General features: G+C 46.3%; 16 protein-coding genes. 10 read left to right on the top strand and 6 right to left on the bottom strand.

Annotation, left to right across the window (positions count from 1 at the left end):
* Positions 1-11: 11 nt before the first annotated feature.
* Together AC58QC_RS01900 and AC58QC_RS01895 are read left to right on the top strand one after the other, a co-directional pair.
* Positions 12-1,031: a Gfo/Idh/MocA family protein gene (locus tag AC58QC_RS01900; protein ID WP_497413512.1), complete on the top strand. Its 1,020-nt coding sequence runs from the start codon at positions 12-14 to the stop codon at positions 1,029-1,031.
* 78 nt (positions 1,032-1,109) lie between these two features.
* Positions 1,110-2,411 carry a glycoside hydrolase family 28 protein gene (locus tag AC58QC_RS01895; RefSeq protein ID WP_497413511.1) on the top strand — a complete coding sequence of 434 codons (1,302 nt, stop codon included), beginning with the start codon at positions 1,110-1,112 and terminating at the stop codon, positions 2,409-2,411.
* A 78-nt stretch (positions 2,412-2,489) separates the two neighbouring features.
* Here the strand turns inward: AC58QC_RS01895 and AC58QC_RS01890 are convergent, their stop codons facing one another.
* The 3 genes from AC58QC_RS01890 to modA form a co-directional block, all read right to left on the bottom strand.
* Positions 2,490-3,368, bottom strand: coding sequence for an AraC family transcriptional regulator (locus AC58QC_RS01890; RefSeq protein ID WP_497413510.1), 879 nt, complete (start codon positions 3,366-3,368; stop codon positions 2,490-2,492).
* Between the two features lie 254 nt (positions 3,369-3,622).
* The gene (modB, locus tag AC58QC_RS01885) at positions 3,623-4,300 is read right to left on the bottom strand and encodes a molybdate ABC transporter permease subunit (protein WP_497413509.1); all 678 of its coding nucleotides are present in this window, start codon (positions 4,298-4,300) and stop codon (positions 3,623-3,625) included.
* Positions 4,301-4,302: 2 nt separating this feature from the next.
* Complete coding sequence (modA, locus tag AC58QC_RS01880) at positions 4,303-5,064, bottom strand: molybdate ABC transporter substrate-binding protein (RefSeq protein ID WP_497414056.1); 762 nt, start codon at positions 5,062-5,064, stop codon at positions 4,303-4,305.
* A gap of 193 nt (positions 5,065-5,257) precedes the next feature.
* Here modA and AC58QC_RS01875 point away from each other — a divergent pair, with 193 nt between their 5' ends.
* The 3 genes from AC58QC_RS01875 (at position 5,258) to AC58QC_RS01865 (ending at position 7,022) form a co-directional block, all read left to right on the top strand.
* Positions 5,258-6,211, top strand: a complete 954-nt coding sequence (locus AC58QC_RS01875; protein ID WP_497413508.1) for a helix-turn-helix transcriptional regulator — start codon at positions 5,258-5,260, stop codon at positions 6,209-6,211.
* A gap of 12 nt (positions 6,212-6,223) precedes the next feature.
* Positions 6,224-6,499: a transporter suffix domain-containing protein gene (locus AC58QC_RS01870; RefSeq protein WP_497413507.1), complete on the top strand. Its 276-nt coding sequence runs from the start codon at positions 6,224-6,226 to the stop codon at positions 6,497-6,499.
* A 226-nt stretch (positions 6,500-6,725) separates the two neighbouring features.
* Positions 6,726-7,022, top strand: a complete 297-nt coding sequence (locus AC58QC_RS01865) for a DUF6509 family protein (protein WP_068669800.1) — start codon at positions 6,726-6,728, stop codon at positions 7,020-7,022.
* Between the two features lie 396 nt (positions 7,023-7,418).
* Here AC58QC_RS01865 and AC58QC_RS01860 read toward each other — a convergent pair whose 3' ends face one another.
* Together AC58QC_RS01860 and AC58QC_RS01855 are read right to left on the bottom strand one after the other, a co-directional pair.
* Positions 7,419-8,360, bottom strand: a complete 942-nt coding sequence (locus tag AC58QC_RS01860) for an aldo/keto reductase family protein (RefSeq protein ID WP_497413506.1) — start codon at positions 8,358-8,360, stop codon at positions 7,419-7,421.
* Between the two features lie 143 nt (positions 8,361-8,503).
* Positions 8,504-9,640, bottom strand: a complete 1,137-nt coding sequence (locus AC58QC_RS01855) for a GGDEF domain-containing protein (protein WP_497413505.1) — start codon at positions 9,638-9,640, stop codon at positions 8,504-8,506.
* 167 nt (positions 9,641-9,807) lie between these two features.
* Here AC58QC_RS01855 and AC58QC_RS01850 point away from each other — a divergent pair, with 167 nt between their 5' ends.
* Genes AC58QC_RS01850 through AC58QC_RS01830 form a run of 5 tightly spaced genes read left to right on the top strand, consistent with a single transcriptional unit; the run spans position 9,808 to position 16,250 of the window.
* Complete coding sequence (locus AC58QC_RS01850) at positions 9,808-10,956, top strand: glycosyltransferase family 4 protein (protein ID WP_497413504.1); 1,149 nt, start codon at positions 9,808-9,810, stop codon at positions 10,954-10,956.
* A gap of 27 nt (positions 10,957-10,983) precedes the next feature.
* Positions 10,984-12,261 (top strand): metallophosphoesterase family protein, encoded by a 1,278-nt coding sequence (locus AC58QC_RS01845; protein ID WP_497413503.1) that lies wholly within the window; start codon positions 10,984-10,986, stop codon positions 12,259-12,261.
* Positions 12,258-15,482, top strand: a complete 3,225-nt coding sequence (locus tag AC58QC_RS01840) for an AAA family ATPase (RefSeq protein WP_497413502.1) — start codon at positions 12,258-12,260, stop codon at positions 15,480-15,482. The genes AC58QC_RS01845 and AC58QC_RS01840 overlap by 4 nt, the downstream gene beginning before the upstream one ends.
* A gap of 25 nt (positions 15,483-15,507) precedes the next feature.
* Positions 15,508-15,783 (top strand): hypothetical protein, encoded by a 276-nt coding sequence (locus AC58QC_RS01835; RefSeq protein ID WP_497413501.1) that lies wholly within the window; start codon positions 15,508-15,510, stop codon positions 15,781-15,783.
* A 29-nt stretch (positions 15,784-15,812) separates the two neighbouring features.
* Positions 15,813-16,250: a hypothetical protein gene (locus AC58QC_RS01830; RefSeq protein WP_497413500.1), complete on the top strand. Its 438-nt coding sequence runs from the start codon at positions 15,813-15,815 to the stop codon at positions 16,248-16,250.
* Here AC58QC_RS01830 and AC58QC_RS01825 read toward each other — a convergent pair.
* The gene (locus AC58QC_RS01825; RefSeq protein WP_497413499.1) at positions 16,182-17,222 is read right to left on the bottom strand and encodes a YkvI family membrane protein; all 1,041 of its coding nucleotides are present in this window, start codon (positions 17,220-17,222) and stop codon (positions 16,182-16,184) included. The genes AC58QC_RS01830 and AC58QC_RS01825 overlap by 69 nt on opposite strands.
* Positions 17,223-17,338: the final 116 nt, after the last annotated feature.

The raw sequence follows: 17,338 nt of genomic DNA, 5'->3' as shown, positions 1-17,338 counted from the left end.
GAGGGAAGCATATGTTTAAGTTGGGCTTGATGGGATGCGGAGTTGTTGCAAATTATGGGCATATTCCCTCGATAATAAATTCGTCAAAATTAGAATTGGTTGCTATTTATGAACCTGTTGTTTCCCGAAAAGAAGAGCTGCAGAAGAAACATAATGTGCAAGTATTTAGCGACGTAGAACCTTTTTTTGAATCAGGAATAGATGCGGTCGTTATTACATCTCCAGCACCCTTTCATTATCAAAATGTACGCGATGCCGCACGTTATGGAAAGCATGTTCTATGCGAGAAACCATTGGCTATGGATGATAAAGAAGCGGCAGAGATGATCAGGATTATGGAAGAAGCGGGTTTAATGTTGTTTACAGCCTTCGATTATAGATTTAGCCCAATCGCCCAAAAAATTAAAACAATCGTTGAAAATAAAACCATAGGTGATATTCGATCACTGAGGTTAAGCTATATTTGGAATAATCATGGTAAATATGTAAATCATGATCAAGAAGCTCAACAATTAAACGTAAGACGCGCAAATCGAATGATAGAAGGCGGACCCATGGTTGACTGTGGTGTGCATCAGATAGACCTTGCAAGATGGTGGCTAAATTCCGATGTGCAACTTCAGCATTCTGAGGGAGCATGGGTGGACGAGTATGAAGCTCCAGATCATATGTATCTCCATATGACGCATGAGAATGAAGTCCATACGATGTTAGAAATTAGTTATTCCTATTGTTTTACAGCCAAAGAGCCTGTTTCACATTTTATTTATGAACTCATTGGAACGGATGGCGTTATCAGATACGATCGTGAAGCTAAGCTCTTTGAGATGCGAACCTCGACGGGCACAACGCGTTTCCCATTTACTAGAGAAAAGAATTTTAATGGGATGTACGATGCTTTTGCTATATCATTAGAAACCGGTTTAACCGGTGATATGCCCACTGGACTCGACGGGCTCATCGCAACACGCATCGCTAGAACGGCAACAAATGAACTCATTCAGAAACATGACACTATTCGAAAAATTTAGTGTAAAAGCGCACAAAATGGGTCTGCATGGGTCACATTCTCATAGAGCAATCAAATATTTAATGAGAAGGAGATTGTTATGGGATTTGATGTAAAACAATTTGGAGCCATTGGCGATGGCAAAACGTTAGATCATGAAGCCATCCAATCAGCCATTGATGCATGCAGTCAGCTTGGTGGTGGCATGGTTGTTATTCCACTGGGAACTTATCTATGCGGAACAATTCACATGCGTTCAAATGTATGTGTTCATTTGGAGATGGGAGCGGTTATTCTTGGGGCTGATGATCCCTTGCTATATCCTGAAATTTGCAAGACACCATACGGAAATTTACCTGGTCAGATTCAAGCTTTGCTCTGGGCCGATAACGTGGAGAACATAGCGATCATCGGACAAGGAACCATTGATGGCGGTGGTGCGAGTCCACTGTCTCCCTCAGAAGCTGCAGGAGTGAATTTTCGTCCGGCTCTGGTCTTTTTCCGTGACTGTAAAAATGTGAAGTTTCTGGATATTAACTTGCAGTATTCTTGTTTTTGGACATTACATTTGCTGAGGTGTGAGGATGTAATGGTTAGAGGGGTTACAATTCTTACTAATATGGATCGTATTAATACGGACGGTATTGATCCTGACGGTTGTAAAAACGTCATCATTAGCGATTGTAACATGAAGACTGGTGATGATTGCATCGTGATAAAGAGCACAGAGGGAGACGTATGCGAAAATATTGTTGTAACTAATTGTATACTTAGCTCCCGTCATGCTGCCTTGAAAATTGGTACGGAAGCAATCGGACCGATCAGAAATATAACGTTCACCAACTGTATGATACATAATACAAATGTTGCGCTTGCACTTTACATGAAGGATGGAAGCATCTATGAAAATATGGTGTTCAGCAACATGGTTATAGAAGCGTATAATGAATTCCCAATTCTGATAGATATTTCTCCGCGATATTATAGAGAACCCAAGCTTGGCTATATTCGAAATATTACCTTTGATAATATAATTATGACGACTCAAGGGCGATGTTATATCGAAGGGGTGCCTGGGCAGGCTATTGAGAATGTTCAATTTCGTAATATAACTTGGAATATCACCGGTTCTCATGACATGACGAATCCCATCAAGCCTCAGGGAGCCCGTCGCGTTGAGATCGATCCATTGCGAGTTAATTACGCCATACATCCTTACCAATTCATAGCTGTGCATGTGGATGGTTTGCTCTTAAGTGATATTCGGATTCGAAGCGGGCATCAGGTAAGTCATCCGGGAAGAGGGACTTTGTACGGAGATCATGTCACCAACTTGGCGCTGGAACGCATAGATTCACGGGTCGTACCAGAGGGAATGGAACCGGTCATTATACTTTCATGAAAATAAGGTGGGTAAATAAAAAGTGTTTTTCCATTTTCGGAAGAACACTTTTATTGTAGTTATGTAGGAGTGAGAAAACTAGACCAAAATAGGTTTTTGTATTCGTTTTTTTCGGAATTCTGAAGGCGTAAACGCATTATAACGCTTGAAAATACGGATGAACTGATTGACATTAGGAAATCCGGATTGAACGCCTACATCTGCAATACTAAGTGTTTCAGTGAGCAACAAATGCTCGGCCTTTTTGATTCGCCTTAAATGAAGATAGTCGACAAACGACATTCCAATACATTGTTGAAAGTATTTAATGAAATAATGATATTCTAAATGCACGAGATGAAGTACATCATGAATCCGAATAGGATTCACATATTGAGATTCAACATAATCTAATACAGGTTTTAGACGTTGCCAATCTGCAGGTGATATGGGAGATGAAGAGGGGGCATGGCGAATGAATAGGGAAAGCAGCTGTTTGAAGGCGCCGCTTATCGCCAACTCGTAGCCTGGTTCCATCTGGCTTGCTTCTTGGTATATTTGGACTAATAATTGAAACATTGCCTCTTTGACGGGTTTGTTGATAGATAGAACCTCGTTAACACGATCCAACGGTTCAGACAATTCCAACAAAATAGGTGAGAAGTCTTTGGTGTACTGATCTAATTGAGCTAATATATCTAGCTGAAGTACAATTTGTTTAACTAGCGTATGTCTTCGGGTGCGATGTAACCGGGACGATCCGATAATCAACAAGTCTTGACCTTGTAACTCATAAATTGTATCAACGGTTTCAACTTGCATCGAACCTTCTAATAACAAAATGATTTCTACCTCTTTATGATAATGCCAAGTGTTCCAAGGTAAAGAAGAAATGGGTTCCATCGTAATGTCCCATATCTTGTAACGCAGCAGTGGATGATGATAATTGACATGTTCATTTCTTATGTTTTCTTCCACATTTCTGCCTCCCTCGGGTTTCTATTTAAGTACGTGTATAGCTATCAAAATAATGAATGGATGAAATTAAGTAAGCGTTAACATAATTATTTTATCATACTTTGAGTCCATATACGTAAAAAGCTCACATGTAGGAAGGTCATTCTACATGTGAGCTTTTTTTTCACTTTTAAGAACAAATACTTCGCCGAGATATTTAGGTCGAAACGCAACGGACTGAGGATAGCCCTCGTTTTTGAGTGTCTCATCACTCATCACTCCTCGCCCCTCGCTTTCCGATTCGCGAGTAGCAAAAATACGAACGAAATGGCGATGATCGCACCCGCCCAGCACCAAGCAAGCGTGTGATTACCTGCCTCGACCGCAATGTAGATGGCGGTGGGTAAGGTTTGGGTGCGATGCGGAATATTCCCCGCGATCATCAGTGTGGCGCCGAATTCGCCGAGGCCACGCGCAAAGCCGAGGATGTACGCCGAGCGTACGGAACGCCAAGCCAGTGGCAGCGTAATGTAGGCTAGCACCTGCCACTCGTTAGCTCCTGCGGAGCGAGCGGCGTTCTCTAGATCTGATGTGACCGAGGCGAAGCCGGTCTTCATCGTTTGATAAACGAGGGGAAAAGCGACAACGATCGATGCGATCACCGCAGCCCCCCAAGTGAAAATGATCGATTGATGGAACCATGTGTCCATCACGGTGCCGATCCAACTCTTTTTGCCAAGCAGCACGAGCAGAATGAAACCGACAACAGTTGGCGGCAGTACCAATGGCAGCATAAAAGCAGTTTCGATCAAGGACTTTCCGCGAAAACTCTGTCGATTCATTTGCCATGCCGCATACCCACCAAGAAGGAGTACGAAGATGCTGGCAACCAAGGCAACCTTTAGCGAGAGTAAGATGGGTGAAGCAAACTCACTCCATGTGATGTTGTCCATAGCTATTGTGGAATCGTGAAGCCAAATTTCACGAATACGTCCTGTGCGTCTTTGCTCTTCAGATACGTGTAGAATTCAGAAGCTTCTTTGCTGTGTTTGCTCGCTTTGACTATGCCTGCAGGATATTCAATCGGTTTGTACGATTTAGGATCAACAGTGAGGGCGACCTTCACTTTCGTAGAGGTTAAGGCATCCGTTTTATACACAAAACCTGCCTCAGCATTCCCTGACTCCACATAGGTGAGGACTTGACGGACATCTTTGCCTTGCACGATTTTGGCTTGCAGCGGGTCCCATAGCTTAGCGTTTGTTAATGCTTCTTTCGCATAGCTGCCAGCAGGAACAGTCTGGGGTTCGCCAACAGCGATATGAGTGACGCCGGCGGCAGATAGATCTTCAAGCTTTTGCACATTCAATTTGCCATCTGCGGGAACGATGACCACCAAGCCATTGAGCAGCAAATTACTTTGCTGTGAAGCATCGATCAACGATTTATCGACGAGTTCTTTCATGTTTTTGCTTGCCGCAGACAGGAAGACATCAGCAGGTGCGCCTTGCTCAATTTGCTGCTGCAGGGCGCCGGAAGCACCGAAATTAAACTGAAGTTTAATGTGTATATGTTTCTTTTCATAGTTGGTTTGAATTTCTTTCATGGCATCCGTCAAGCTTGCAGCTGCAGATATGGTTAGCTCTACATGGGTCTGTTCGACTTGCTTGGAACACCCTGATAATACAATCGATACGAGAATAAGAAGAAAAAACATAGAACGAAACATCACTTTTTTCAGCACAATAACCCCTCCAGGACTAAATTATCTATCTATTTTGATATAAGTAATATGATTTAGATATAAATGATTATAGTTGAACGTCGCCATTTCGTAAATAACTAAAGTTTGAATTACACAGAAGTTGCGCTTATGATAGAAGAAGACATTCCATGCATGGAGGAAAATGATGACAACGGACATCTCGTATACAACGGAAGACATCGCCAAGCTTTTGAAAATCTCCAAGCTGACGGTCTATGATTTGATCAAAAAAGGTGATCTCCCCGCCTACCGAGTTGGCAAGCAAATGCGAGTAGATGCGGCCGATCTGGAGGCATATAAAGCACGAGCCAAAAGTGGGAGAGGGCATGCGGTCAAGTCCGAGCCCATAGAAACAGCCCCAACCCAACATGTCCCAAGTAATTCCATGTCTCAACAATCGCTCGTCATTACTGGACAGGATGTTAGTTTGGACATTTTAGCGAAGCATATTGAGAAAAAAGCCCCGCAAATCAGACCACTTCGCTCCTACGTAGGAAGCTTGGACAGCCTAGTTGCCATGTATAAGGGAGAATCGGACATCGTGAGCACGCATTTATTGGACGGAGATACCGGTGAATATAACATTCCCTATATACGGAAATTACTGATCGGATCCTCTTATGTCGTCATTAATCTCGTCTCACGGGCTGCAGGCTTATATGTTCAAAAGGGGAACCCCAAGCAGCTTCATGGCTGGGCGGATCTCCAGCAACCCGGCCTGCTGCTTGCCAATCGTGAGAAAGGTTCGGGGGCTCGCGTTCTCCTCGATGAGCAGCTCAGGCTGCACGGTATCCCTTATCATCAGATGAAGGGTTATGAACAGGAAGAATCCAACCACATGGGAGTCGCGGGCAAAGTTGCGCTTGGTGAAGCGGATTACGGGGTTGGGATAGAGAAAGCAGCTTATATGGTCGGCGGCGTTGATTTCATTCCGCTCATTCAAGAGCGGGTTGATCTTGTTATGCTCAAGAAGCCTGAGAATCTCGCATGGATCGAGGGAGTCAAACAGGTGCTGCAATCGGAGGCTTTCCATCATGAGCTGCGACCAATTCAAGGCTACGATATATCGCAAACTGGGCATGTTTTATTTGAAACATAAGGGGGAATTTACGTGGCCAAAAAGCTGGGCATCAGCTTGTTAATTCTATCGACAATCGCTTTCTTAAGTGCTTTTACAATTCCATTTTTCGTACATACGGGAGGCGGTATGGCAAGGTGGATTACGGGGCTGCTTATTTTCAGCGAGGTTACATTCTGGACGGGTGGCATCCTACTAGGCAAAGAGGTTGCCAAAAAATATAGAAGCTACCTTAACCCGAAAAACTGGAAGCGTAAGAATGTGCCAGACAATCCAGATAAGGTGTCCATTAAACAAGACGAGATATGAAAAAGCAGTATTCCTCAACAGGAATGCTGCTTTTTTTATCATGAGGCAGTCACCGTACTCCTCAGCTCCTTGCGGAAAATCTCAACGAGCTTCCCATCGCTTGCCTTATACATTGCGGAATCGGCGTTGCCATTTAAGGTATCTCTCAGGATGATTGGGAGATGTTTTTTTCTTTTGCTCACTTTTCGGGTATACTAACAGGTGCAGAAGAGAAAGGGGCGTTACGATGTTTACAATTACAACTTACACAGTGGAATTGGTCAGGGATCCTTTTGGGATTTTGACAGGGCAACGATATGAATTTATCATCGATATTGAAGTTGAAGAAGATGATGAGCTATATTCCGAGAGCGGCTTATATATCAGAGCAATTTACAATGTGACCGAAGAAACGTCAGCACTTATGAAATATGAGCTATACGAGAAAACCACGGAACTATATCTGGATTTCGATCTAGAGGACGATGAAGTCGCGGTTGTGGAAGCGTTCTGTAAAGAGCATTATTTAGAAGGTAATGAATAGGGAAGAGGAGCGCTTTTGCTCCTCTTTTTTGTTTGCGGCAGGGAAATTCCTTGAGAATCCAATGCTTGCGGCGAATAGATGGATTATTTACAGTTAATTCTTCTGAAATACCGTGAAATCAATGAATAAATGGATTTTATACAGTAAATTTTAGGGATTTTCGCCAAAATGAGCATATATGGGAGAATTAACTACATAATTTCCATCGAATTTTCGGGGAGTTTTCTCCGGAATAGCTGTATATTTTCCAGTTATTTCTTGTTGATCTGCTCAGAATCAGCTACTCTGCCAAGCCCAACTCTTCAGCTACTCCAGAAAACGCCAAATATAGCGAAAAACCTGCACGAGGGCAGGTTTCGCATTTCACTCACTTTTCAATTGTAACAGTTACCTTTATTACCCTTGCAGTATAGTCTCAATGCTGCTAAGCACATCATCCGTCAACCGAATGCCGCTTGCATTGCAATTCTCAACAACTTGCTCCGGCCGGCTAGCGCCAACAAGGGCGCTTGCTACGTTGTTTTGACGTAGAATCCAAGCGATCGCTAGCTGGGATACTTTGATGCCTAATTCATCCGCAATGCCGGATAATTGAGCAACTTTATGAAGAGAAACTTCGTTGAGCTGCTTTTCATCCCAGTTTTTGCTGCTTGCACGGCTATCTGCGGCGATTGGCTGCCCTGCACGGTATTTGCCTGTTAGAAGGCCCTGTGCGAGAGGAGAGAACACAACTTGGCCGAAGCCTTTTGTTTCGCCGAGCGGGATGATATCTTTTTCAATGTAACGATTAAACATATTGTAAACAGGCTGATTCACGATCAGCTTATCAAGTAGCAGCTTATCAGCGAGAGCGTAGGCTTCCACAATTTGTGCCGGCGTCCATTCACTAACACCAATGTAGAGCACTTTGCCTTGGGTAACAAGATCGTCAAGAGCACGAAGGGTTTCTTCCAGCGGCGTTTCTGTATCAAAACGGTGACAATAATAGATGTCAATGTAGTCCGCATTTAAGCGTCGTAGACTTGCTTCGGCCTGTTCTCTAATATGTTTGCGAGAGAGTCCGCGATCGTTGGGGCCTTCGCCCATTTTACCAAAAACTTTCGTTGCTAGAACGTATGATTCCCGAGGATAAGCGGATAGGACTTTGCCCATCACCTGCTCGGCTTCACCGCGTTCATACACATTGGCTGTATCGAAAAAGTTAACACCTAGATCATAAGCTTGCTCAATGGAACGCACAGCAGGGTCTTCCCCTACATAACCGCCATAGGTAAGCCAACTGCCTAGACTAATTTCACTCACTTTGAGACCGCTATTACCGAGCTTACGATATTGCATTGTGTATTGCCTCCTGCTTTAACATAATATTTGTACGGGAATGTATGTACATGTCTATTATAAAGAATTAATCAGCATGACGTAAGAACTGAAAAGCAGGTAAGTTACTTACCTCCAGGTGCGGGACCTGATGTACCAGCAAATTAGGCGAATTTTACAACCTTATTCTTTCCTGTTGTTTTGGCACGATACATCGCTTCATCTGCTTGTTTAATAAGCTCTTCGGCGCTCAAACCATTCTTATATTTGCTATAACCGATACTTGCGGTTACGATGGTTTCTTTCTCGATTCGACTGCGAATTCGTTCAGCAAAAGCGTCCATTTTCACGCTGGGATCGGAAACCATGATAACCATTTCTTCACCGCCGTAACGGCCGGCAATCCCGCATTCATCCGCTTCGTCCTTCATAATTTGCGCCACTTGCTTAAGAACATTGTCCCCCATCTGATGTCCCTGCGTATCGTTCAATTTCTTGAAATTATCGATATCACTGAACAAAACATAGACAGGTATATGACGCTGCACGTGTTGTGTAACGCGATTGTAGAAAAATTTGCGATTATAAAGCCGTGTAAGACCGTCTGTAATAGAAGAATTATAGATGGCTTGCATGAGCTCAACGACACGTTCAAAGAGAATCATAAACAAGAGAAAATAATAAATGATGGGCAGTAAATTGGCAGCGAAGGTCAGCACGGGCTGAGCACTCTCATACATATAGGTATTCAGAAGATGAACCGACTGAAAGAAGAAGTAAATCGTCAACGCCAGTTGGTATTTCATTTGCTGACCTATGTAGGGCGGAATCATATAGAAGCAGAGAAAGATAAGCACGAATACGTAAAGCTCTAGACCAATATCTTGCAGAAGTCGAACCTGATTCTCTGTTCCGCTATACATAGTTGGTACAATGAAATGGAGCGTAGAAACGACAAAGCCCATGATGATTAAGCCGTAGAAAAATATATACTGCTTGCGGTTCGTGCGATTATATAATTGATAAATCCCCATATTTATAAGTACAAATGAAATAATTTTGAGCATATGCTGCAAATAACCTGTGATACTTGTATCGATACTGTAAAGTGTTAAATATAATTGAAGCAAACAATGGAGACCGACAAAAATGAGCGATATCGTCATGGACATATACGCTTTTTTGCGTCGGTCTAGAAACAAACGAAGCGATATGACAAACATGAGAGCAACCATGACAAAGATCATCGCTTGCGACATAAATGAGGCTAATTCTCCGTAAAACAGATCCATGACGTTCATATGTTCCTCCAAGAAGACTTATTTTTGTAGGTAGACTCTATTATAAAGGAAAATGTGGTGGAGGGATAGAACATTTGTGCTGTTATGGTTGTGTTCTCTTTTCTATTCGTCCGACACAAGTTACAATAAGAAGGTAAGCTCAAGGATTTGGGAGAGGGGCTCATGCAATGAACATATTGCAAGCATTGTTTTTCCCCCCGGAACAACCGGGTGGGGTGTCATCCATGGTTCCCTATATTTTGGAACGATTTAATAAAAAAGGTTGGGAAATGGAACTATTTTCGCTGCCTAAGCGGATTCGCGGCAAAGGGACTGAAGACGTGAGTTTCGCTACTTTCGATTGGAGAAAGTATGCCGGAAACCCGATCATCGATAAATACATTCAGACCTATAAAGATTATGTATGGTGGACGAAGCTCAGAATTTCGAAGAAATTTGATATTATACATGCCCATCATCCCATTGCTGCACTGGTTATGAAACAGGTTTTTCCAGATACACCCGTGATTCTGACGATCCATTCCAGCTTTGAGCGAGAGCTTATTCTCAATGGACGCATTGCTGAGAATGGGGTCGAGCATCAATTTCTTACCCAGATCTATGGGGAGCTGGAAGCGAAGGTAGATCAGATTATTACGGTTTCTAATTCGTTTAAGCAGTACATGGCTGAATACGTGCAGGATAGTGAACGCATTGGGGTCATTCCTAATGGCTTTGATGAGAAGCGATTCCGACCAATTTCACATGAAAATCAAGTGACACAATTCATCACAGTCTGCCGTTTAGTGCCCGCCAAAGGCTTGGATACGCTGCTTATTGCCTGCGGCGAGCTGAAAAAGCGCGGTCATCCCTTTGTTCTACATATTATTGGCGATGGTCCAAGTCGTGAAGAGCTGGAGAAATTAGCGATCGAGCAAAATATTTATGAAGATACCATTTTTTATGGGTATATGCTCCATCCGGAAGAATTCATGCCATTCTTCGACGTGTTCGTTCTGCCATCTCGTGCAGAGGCCTTCGGGTCCGTGTTCGCTGAAGCAGCACTGTGCTGGCTAGCACTGATCGGTACGAATGTTGGCGGGATTGCGGAGCAAATCGAGCATGGTCACAACGGTTTGTTAGTTCCTGTAGGGGATGCTATGGCGCTGAGCCATGCACTGGAGAAAGTCGTTATTGACCCTAGCTTCCGCTATAATCTAGCGCGTGCGGCTTGGGAAAAAGCGAAAAAAACCTACTCGTTGAATCGTGTTCTTCGCCAATTGAAAAGTGTTTATGAACGCTATCAAGTAACGGAGCAAGCAGGTCCACAGGAATAATAGTTCACTAAGGAAGGCGTTAGAGCCATGAAACGACTGCGGTTTATACATGCTGCCGATTTGCACTTAGATAGCCCATTTAAAGGCATGTCGGCGCTTCCTGAGCGGGTTCGAGAGCGAGTTCGCGAATCGACGTTCGAAGCGTTGAAGAAGCTTGTGGCGCTTGCCATACAAGAACGAGTGGATTTTGTGGTGATTAGCGGGGATGTCTATGATGTGTCGGATCGTTCACTGCGTGCGCAAATTCGCTTTCAAAAAGCTGTGGAACAATTAGCCGCTGGAGGCATTCCAGCTTATATCATACACGGTAATCATGACCCCGAGGATGGACGTGCTGCGAAGCTGGTTTGGCCGGCAGACGTTCATTTTTTTGCGTCTGAGAAGGTGGAGACCTTCCAGGTAGTGAAGCCAGATCGCGGCATGATTGCCGAGATTCATGGGATTTCGTATGGGAGCTCAGCGGTAACGGAGAATCTTGCCTTACAATTTAACAGAGGACAAGCACACGTGTGCCAGATCGGTCTTTTACATACGAATGTTGATGGAGACCCGCATCACGATAACTATGCGCCATGTAGTAAACAGGATTTATTGGATGCGGGTATGCATTATTGGGCTCTCGGCCATGTGCATACAAGAGATATTTTGAACGAACAGCCAGCCATTGTGTACCCAGGAAACATCCAAGGCCGAAGTATTCGGGAAACGGGACCCCGCGGCTGTTATTTGGTAGACATTGATGAAAATGGTCGTGCAGAGCTTGTTTTTCATGCATTAGACACGGTTCGTTGGTTTCAAGAAAAACTATCTGTGACCCATATTCGGGCGGAGCAGGTATTGAAAGATCGTTTTGGAGAGCTTTTGGATCGGCTGCGTCAAGAAGGCGAAGGCCGAGATGTGATTGTGCGTATTGTCTTGGAAGGTCGCAGCGAGATTCATGAACGGCTGCGTAAAGGACGTGCCCTACAAGAGTTGATGGATGAATTGAGAGAAGAAGAGTTGGAGCGCAGCTGCTTCGTGTGGATCGAATCGATCGAGGATCGAACGGCAAGTGAGCTTGATCTGTCAGTTATACTGGAAGAGAAGAGCTTCTTAGGTGATCTGTTAAGGTTTGCAGCAACACTGCAAAGTGACGAGGCCTCTCTGGATAGCTTCGCAAGAGAGGCACTTGCTGCGCTGCAGGGATTGCCGCAATCCGCTGGGAATCCAGCGGCTGCAACGCCAGATCAGCTGCGCGATTGGCTGCGTTCCGCGGAAGTACTTGTCGCGGATCTACTTACCGCGGATGGAGGGAACGCTGGATGAGAATCATAGCCATCCAAGTCGATGGTTTTGGCAGCTTGCGTGATCGTCACCTGACTATGGACAGTAATCTGGCCGTTATCTATGGCGCCAACGAAGCGGGCAAGAGCACGCTCATGGGATTCGTCCGCGCGGTGCTGTTCGGCTTCCCAACGCGAACGAATCGCGTGGAGCGCTACGAGCCGCTGGGCGGCGGCGCCCACGGGGGCGCCCTAACCCTGCTCGATGAGCAGGGTCAGCGCATCCGCGTCGAGCGCTACGACGCGCCCGCCACAGGCGGCAAACGAGCCTCTGCGGGGCTCGTGAAGGTCACGCTCGCCGATGGCACCACCGGCGGCGAAGACCTGCTGAACACGCTGCTAGGCGGCCTCTCGGCCGACCTCTATCGCAGCTTGTTCGCTTTTGGTTTAACCGAGCTGCAGGAGCTTCGCACCCTGCAGACGGACGAGCTCAGCGGCTATCTGTATAGCGCTGGGCTTGGTGTAAGCGGTTCGGCCATCATGGAGGCCGAACGCAAGCTGACGGCGCAGGCCGACGGCCTGTACAGACCCCGCGGACGCAATCAGGAGATGAACCGTCTCCTGAAGGAGCTCGAGGGTCTGGAGCAGTCGCTGCGCCGCAGCCGTGATGGAGCAGCCGACTACGATCGGCTGCAGGAAGAGCGCCGCGCCGCGGAGGCGCGCGCTGCTGCCCTGGAGGGGCAGCAGGAGGCGCTGCGCGCGGAGCTGCACAAGCTCGGGCTGGCCGGCAAGGCGCGCAGCGGATGGCTCCGCTTGCGGCAGATCGGCCGCGAGCTGGAGGGCCTGCCTGCCCGGCCGGGCTTCCCGGAGCAGGCCACAGCAAGGCTGGAGGCGCTTGAGGCCGAGCAGGAGCGCCTGCAAGCGGAGCGCGACAAGCTGCAGCTGCGGCTGCAGAGCTTGCGCAGAGAGCTTGCTGCGCTCCGGGTGGAGCCGAAGGTGCTCGCGTATCAAGTCGAGCTGAACCACTTGCTGGAGCAATCGGCTAGCTACGAGGAGAATAAACGCCAGATCGAGCAGCTTCAGGTAGAGCTTGCGCACCAACGTGTGCAAGTGGATAGACTGTTATCCAACTTGGATGTGCAATGGGATGAAACTGATGTCTCCTCGTTCGCTGTAACGATTTCACTTCGTGAACAGATACGTACGTATAAAGAGCAGTTCCGAAATAGATCAGAAACTGAGCTGCGAATGCAGACAGAGCTGGAGAGCTTACAGGCACAGGTTTCTCGCGGACAAGAGCAGGTAGCGGGGCTAGAAGCAGCATGTAGAGGCATTCAAACGGTCGATGGGACGCTTGACTCCGATCCAACTTCGTTCTTGCAGAAGCTGGCTTCTGATTATGCGCGTTGGCAGCTAGTAACAAGTCAATTCGCACATCACCAAGAGCGTCAAGCTGAGCAAAAGCTGCACCTCCAGGGCCTCGAAGAAGTTGCTAAGGCTGGGAGAGATTCTGCTCGTACATTGCGTCAACGCATGGTGATGGCAGCAGGTCTATTAGCACTCATCACACCGTTCATATTCGTCTGGCAGGGCCAATGGCTTGCAGCCGTATGCACTTTCCTTATCTTTGCTTGTGTTTCTTGTTATATCTGGTTTACGGGTCGCCAAACGCATGGAAGCAGAGCATCCCGCGTGACACCCCCCGCTATAGCGCAAGATCATCGCTTGGAGCAGGAGCTACAGCAGCTGGAAGGCCATATTCAAGAGCAAATACAGCATTACCAGCGCCAGCAGCTGCAACAGGTGAGCTATCAAGAAGCTGCTGCATCGGCGGAATTTAAGAGCTTTGATCGAAGCCCAAATAATCCGAATGTGTCGCTTCAAGCACTTCAACCTCATCTGGATGCTTGGTTCCGTGAAGCGGAGAAGAATAAGCATCAGCATAGCGAACAGCTCCGTAAGATGGAGAAATTAAAGGATGCTAGGGAGAATCTACACACACTTGGACAGCATTATGAACACCGACACCAGTATGCAGAGGAAGTCCATGCGGAGACTATAAAGCTTCAATCTGTCTGGCAAGAATGGTTGCAAGAATTAGGGTTAGGCGCACATTTGTCCACAGATGCCTTGTTAGAAACGATTCAGATCATCGAGCAGGCACAAGAGGGACTGCGTCAACTTCACAAAATGGCCTCCAAGCTAGACATGTTAAATGAAAACGTCCATACATATGAAGAAAAGGTAAGTAAGCTGCTTGATTTGCCACCTTCCAGTCAGGATGCTTTGTTTGCTTTGAAGCGCTGGAAAGAAGATGAGCAGCGGCAGTTAGTACTTATCGCGGAACAAAAGCAGAACGAGCATTTGCACGAAGAAGCTGAACAAGAACTCTTGCTAGTTGACCAACATGCGGATCGGACACAAGTGCGTCTTCAACAGCTCTTAGAGGAAGGATCTGCTTTAGACGGTGAGCACCTGCGAATATTGGAACGGGAGCAGCTAGAACGCAGAAGGCTCGAAGACGAAAGAACGGTGCTGGAAGCCGCCCTTGAATCGTTATTAAGCCTTACTTTAATGGCGGGCATTATGGAGTTGTTGGAATCACAGGGAGAAGAAGATGTAACGCTGTTAACCGTCTCTCTTCAACAGAAGCTGACGGAAACGATCTCCCAGACGAATGAGCTCAGAGAGGGCGTTGGAAAGCTTACGGGTCAGATCGAGAAGCTGGAGCAGGGGGCGGAAGCAGCGAATCAACGCTTGCAGGTGGAATCGATTCGAACATCGCTATCTCAGCACGTGAATCAGTATGCGATTGCATCATTCGCAGCTCTCTTACTCAAGAAAGCTCGCGATGTATATGAACAGGAACGACAACCTGGTGTACTGCTGCAGGCTTCATCTTATTTTGCAAAGATGACGAATGGCGCGTTCGTGGCCGTCAAAGCACCCTTTGGCGAGCAACGATTGCTTGCTGTAAGAGCTAACGGACAGACAGTAGATACGAACCAGCTAAGTCGTGGAACCGCCGAGCAGCTGTACTTATCTATGCGTTTTGCTCTTGCCCAGGAGTATGGCGGGAAAGCGATTTTACCGTTGGTTTTGGACGATATTCTCGTGAATTTCGATGAGGAACGGATGGAAAGCTGTTTACGCGTTCTAGCGGACTTGAGTAAGCGCCATCAGGTGCTGCTATTTACATGTCATGGTCATGTGCGCGATGCGGCTGCCAGAGTCATTCCTGGTCACCTTTATATTCACCTATAGCAGCAAATGGATGGGAGGCAAACACGTGGAAGGAAACGAAAAGAGGAAGGATCACCGAGAAATTTCCTATCAGGTCGGATGGAAAAAAGGTAAGATCCAGTGGAATGAGGGAGCGACTGACGCGTTTCGAGCTCACAAGGGAGAATCTGATGAGGGTACGGTCGAAAGGAAGCGTCTACAGCTGCTGTGGTTTCCTGCGATGAAGCTTCCTCATGTGATGTTGCTTCCACTGCTTTATGCCATTCCGGTCATTAGCTTTGGCTGTACGTTGCTACTCATCTACGGCTTGCGTCAGCACTAGCCTCAGGAAGAAGAAGGGAGGGTCCCGACATGAACTTATTTTTAGCTATAATAGGTGCGGTAGTTGGACTTTTTGTAACAGGAGCTGGTATCTATACCGCATGGACGGTACAACAGCTCTGGCGGCAGCAAGCTGCTTCGCCCAGAGCAGTAAGCCAAGTGGAGATTGCGGTTACGTATTTCTCCAGATGGACGATTATTGATTATTCCGTTGTTGGTTTATTTATCATAGGACTTTTATTACTGGTAGCAGAGCTTGTAGCCGTTGGACGCGCTCATACAGAAAGTGCTAATTTCCATTGGGCGTATTTGCTAACTGGTATTATCATTTCCGCAATGGGCATGCTGTTGTTGTTCATCCGTTTGATCGTCGTGCTCAGCTTCCCTCCAGGGAGTACCCTACAACGTACTTCGGCGGTTGCGCCAGATCATCAACACGAGCCAAACGACACTAATCACGCCAAATAGCGGATATAAAGCGGATAATAATGTTTTAAAACCAATGTGACTGATCGCATAGCTGAGAAGTAAGATGCCGATGAGAAGTACCTTCGGGTGAACCTTGATACGTTGCTGAAGCTGCATGGATAACCCATAAGCATCGCCGATGAAGGTCGTGAAAATCTCGCCATAAATAACGAGCAAATAAGCGACTTGCGGGAGATAGCCTAATCTCGTCATGATATTTCCCATCGGAATTTCAAATTGTGCGATTCCGGGCATTTGTGCGGATAAGGCATAGTGTGCAGCTAACAGCAGCATGCCAATACCGGCCCCTCCAAGCAATCCACCCCAAAAGAGTACGGAACGATCGCGAATCGCGCCACCCATCGGAACTAGTACCGCCTGTGCCATAGCCAAATTAAATGCCGTATAGAGAAATGGTGCAAACCAGATTTGAGCCAGATGATCATCGCTTGTGATCCGCAGCCAGTTGTTAGAAGCAGGCGAGTTCCAGGTATAGGCAACAATGACGAAGCTGAACAACAGCATAATGGGAACAACAATGGTGTTAACGGTCATGATGGCTTTGATCCCGCGTGTCAAAATGATATAGGCCAGTACAAGTGTGACGAGGAGTCCTGTTGTGTAGGAGAGATGGAGCTGTTCTTCGAAAACAGTGCCAGCACCTGCAAGCATGACGGTAGTTATGCCAAAAAGTACAACCATCATAAACAAACTGATCCATTTTCCGACTTTGTCTCCAAAAAGAACCTTATTCAAATCCTCATAGGATTCTGCTTTCAAGTCATGTGCCATAAGCATAAGTTGAATGCCTATCCAAATGAAAATCAGGGTGGATAATGCGATCGTTAAAGTTGCTAGCGAGCCATAGCGAGTGAAGAATTGAAGGATTTCCTGTCCGGATGCAAAACCAGCTCCAACGACGGTTCCGATGTAGGTGAAGGCGACACGGACAATCTGTGCACCATTTCGCATATATTGCCTCGCTTTCTTTCGTTTGATATAGTACAAGGTATGTTTGTGTGTAAGCTTGCATGACTGGAACTTAGGGCAAGCCCCTGCAATGTCCTATTACACGAAGCTGGGCAGTT

Source organism: Paenibacillus sp. J22P51, from assembly GCF_059692215.1.
Note: the sequence above shows the minus strand (reverse complement) of the source record. Positions and strands in the feature narration are given on the sequence as shown.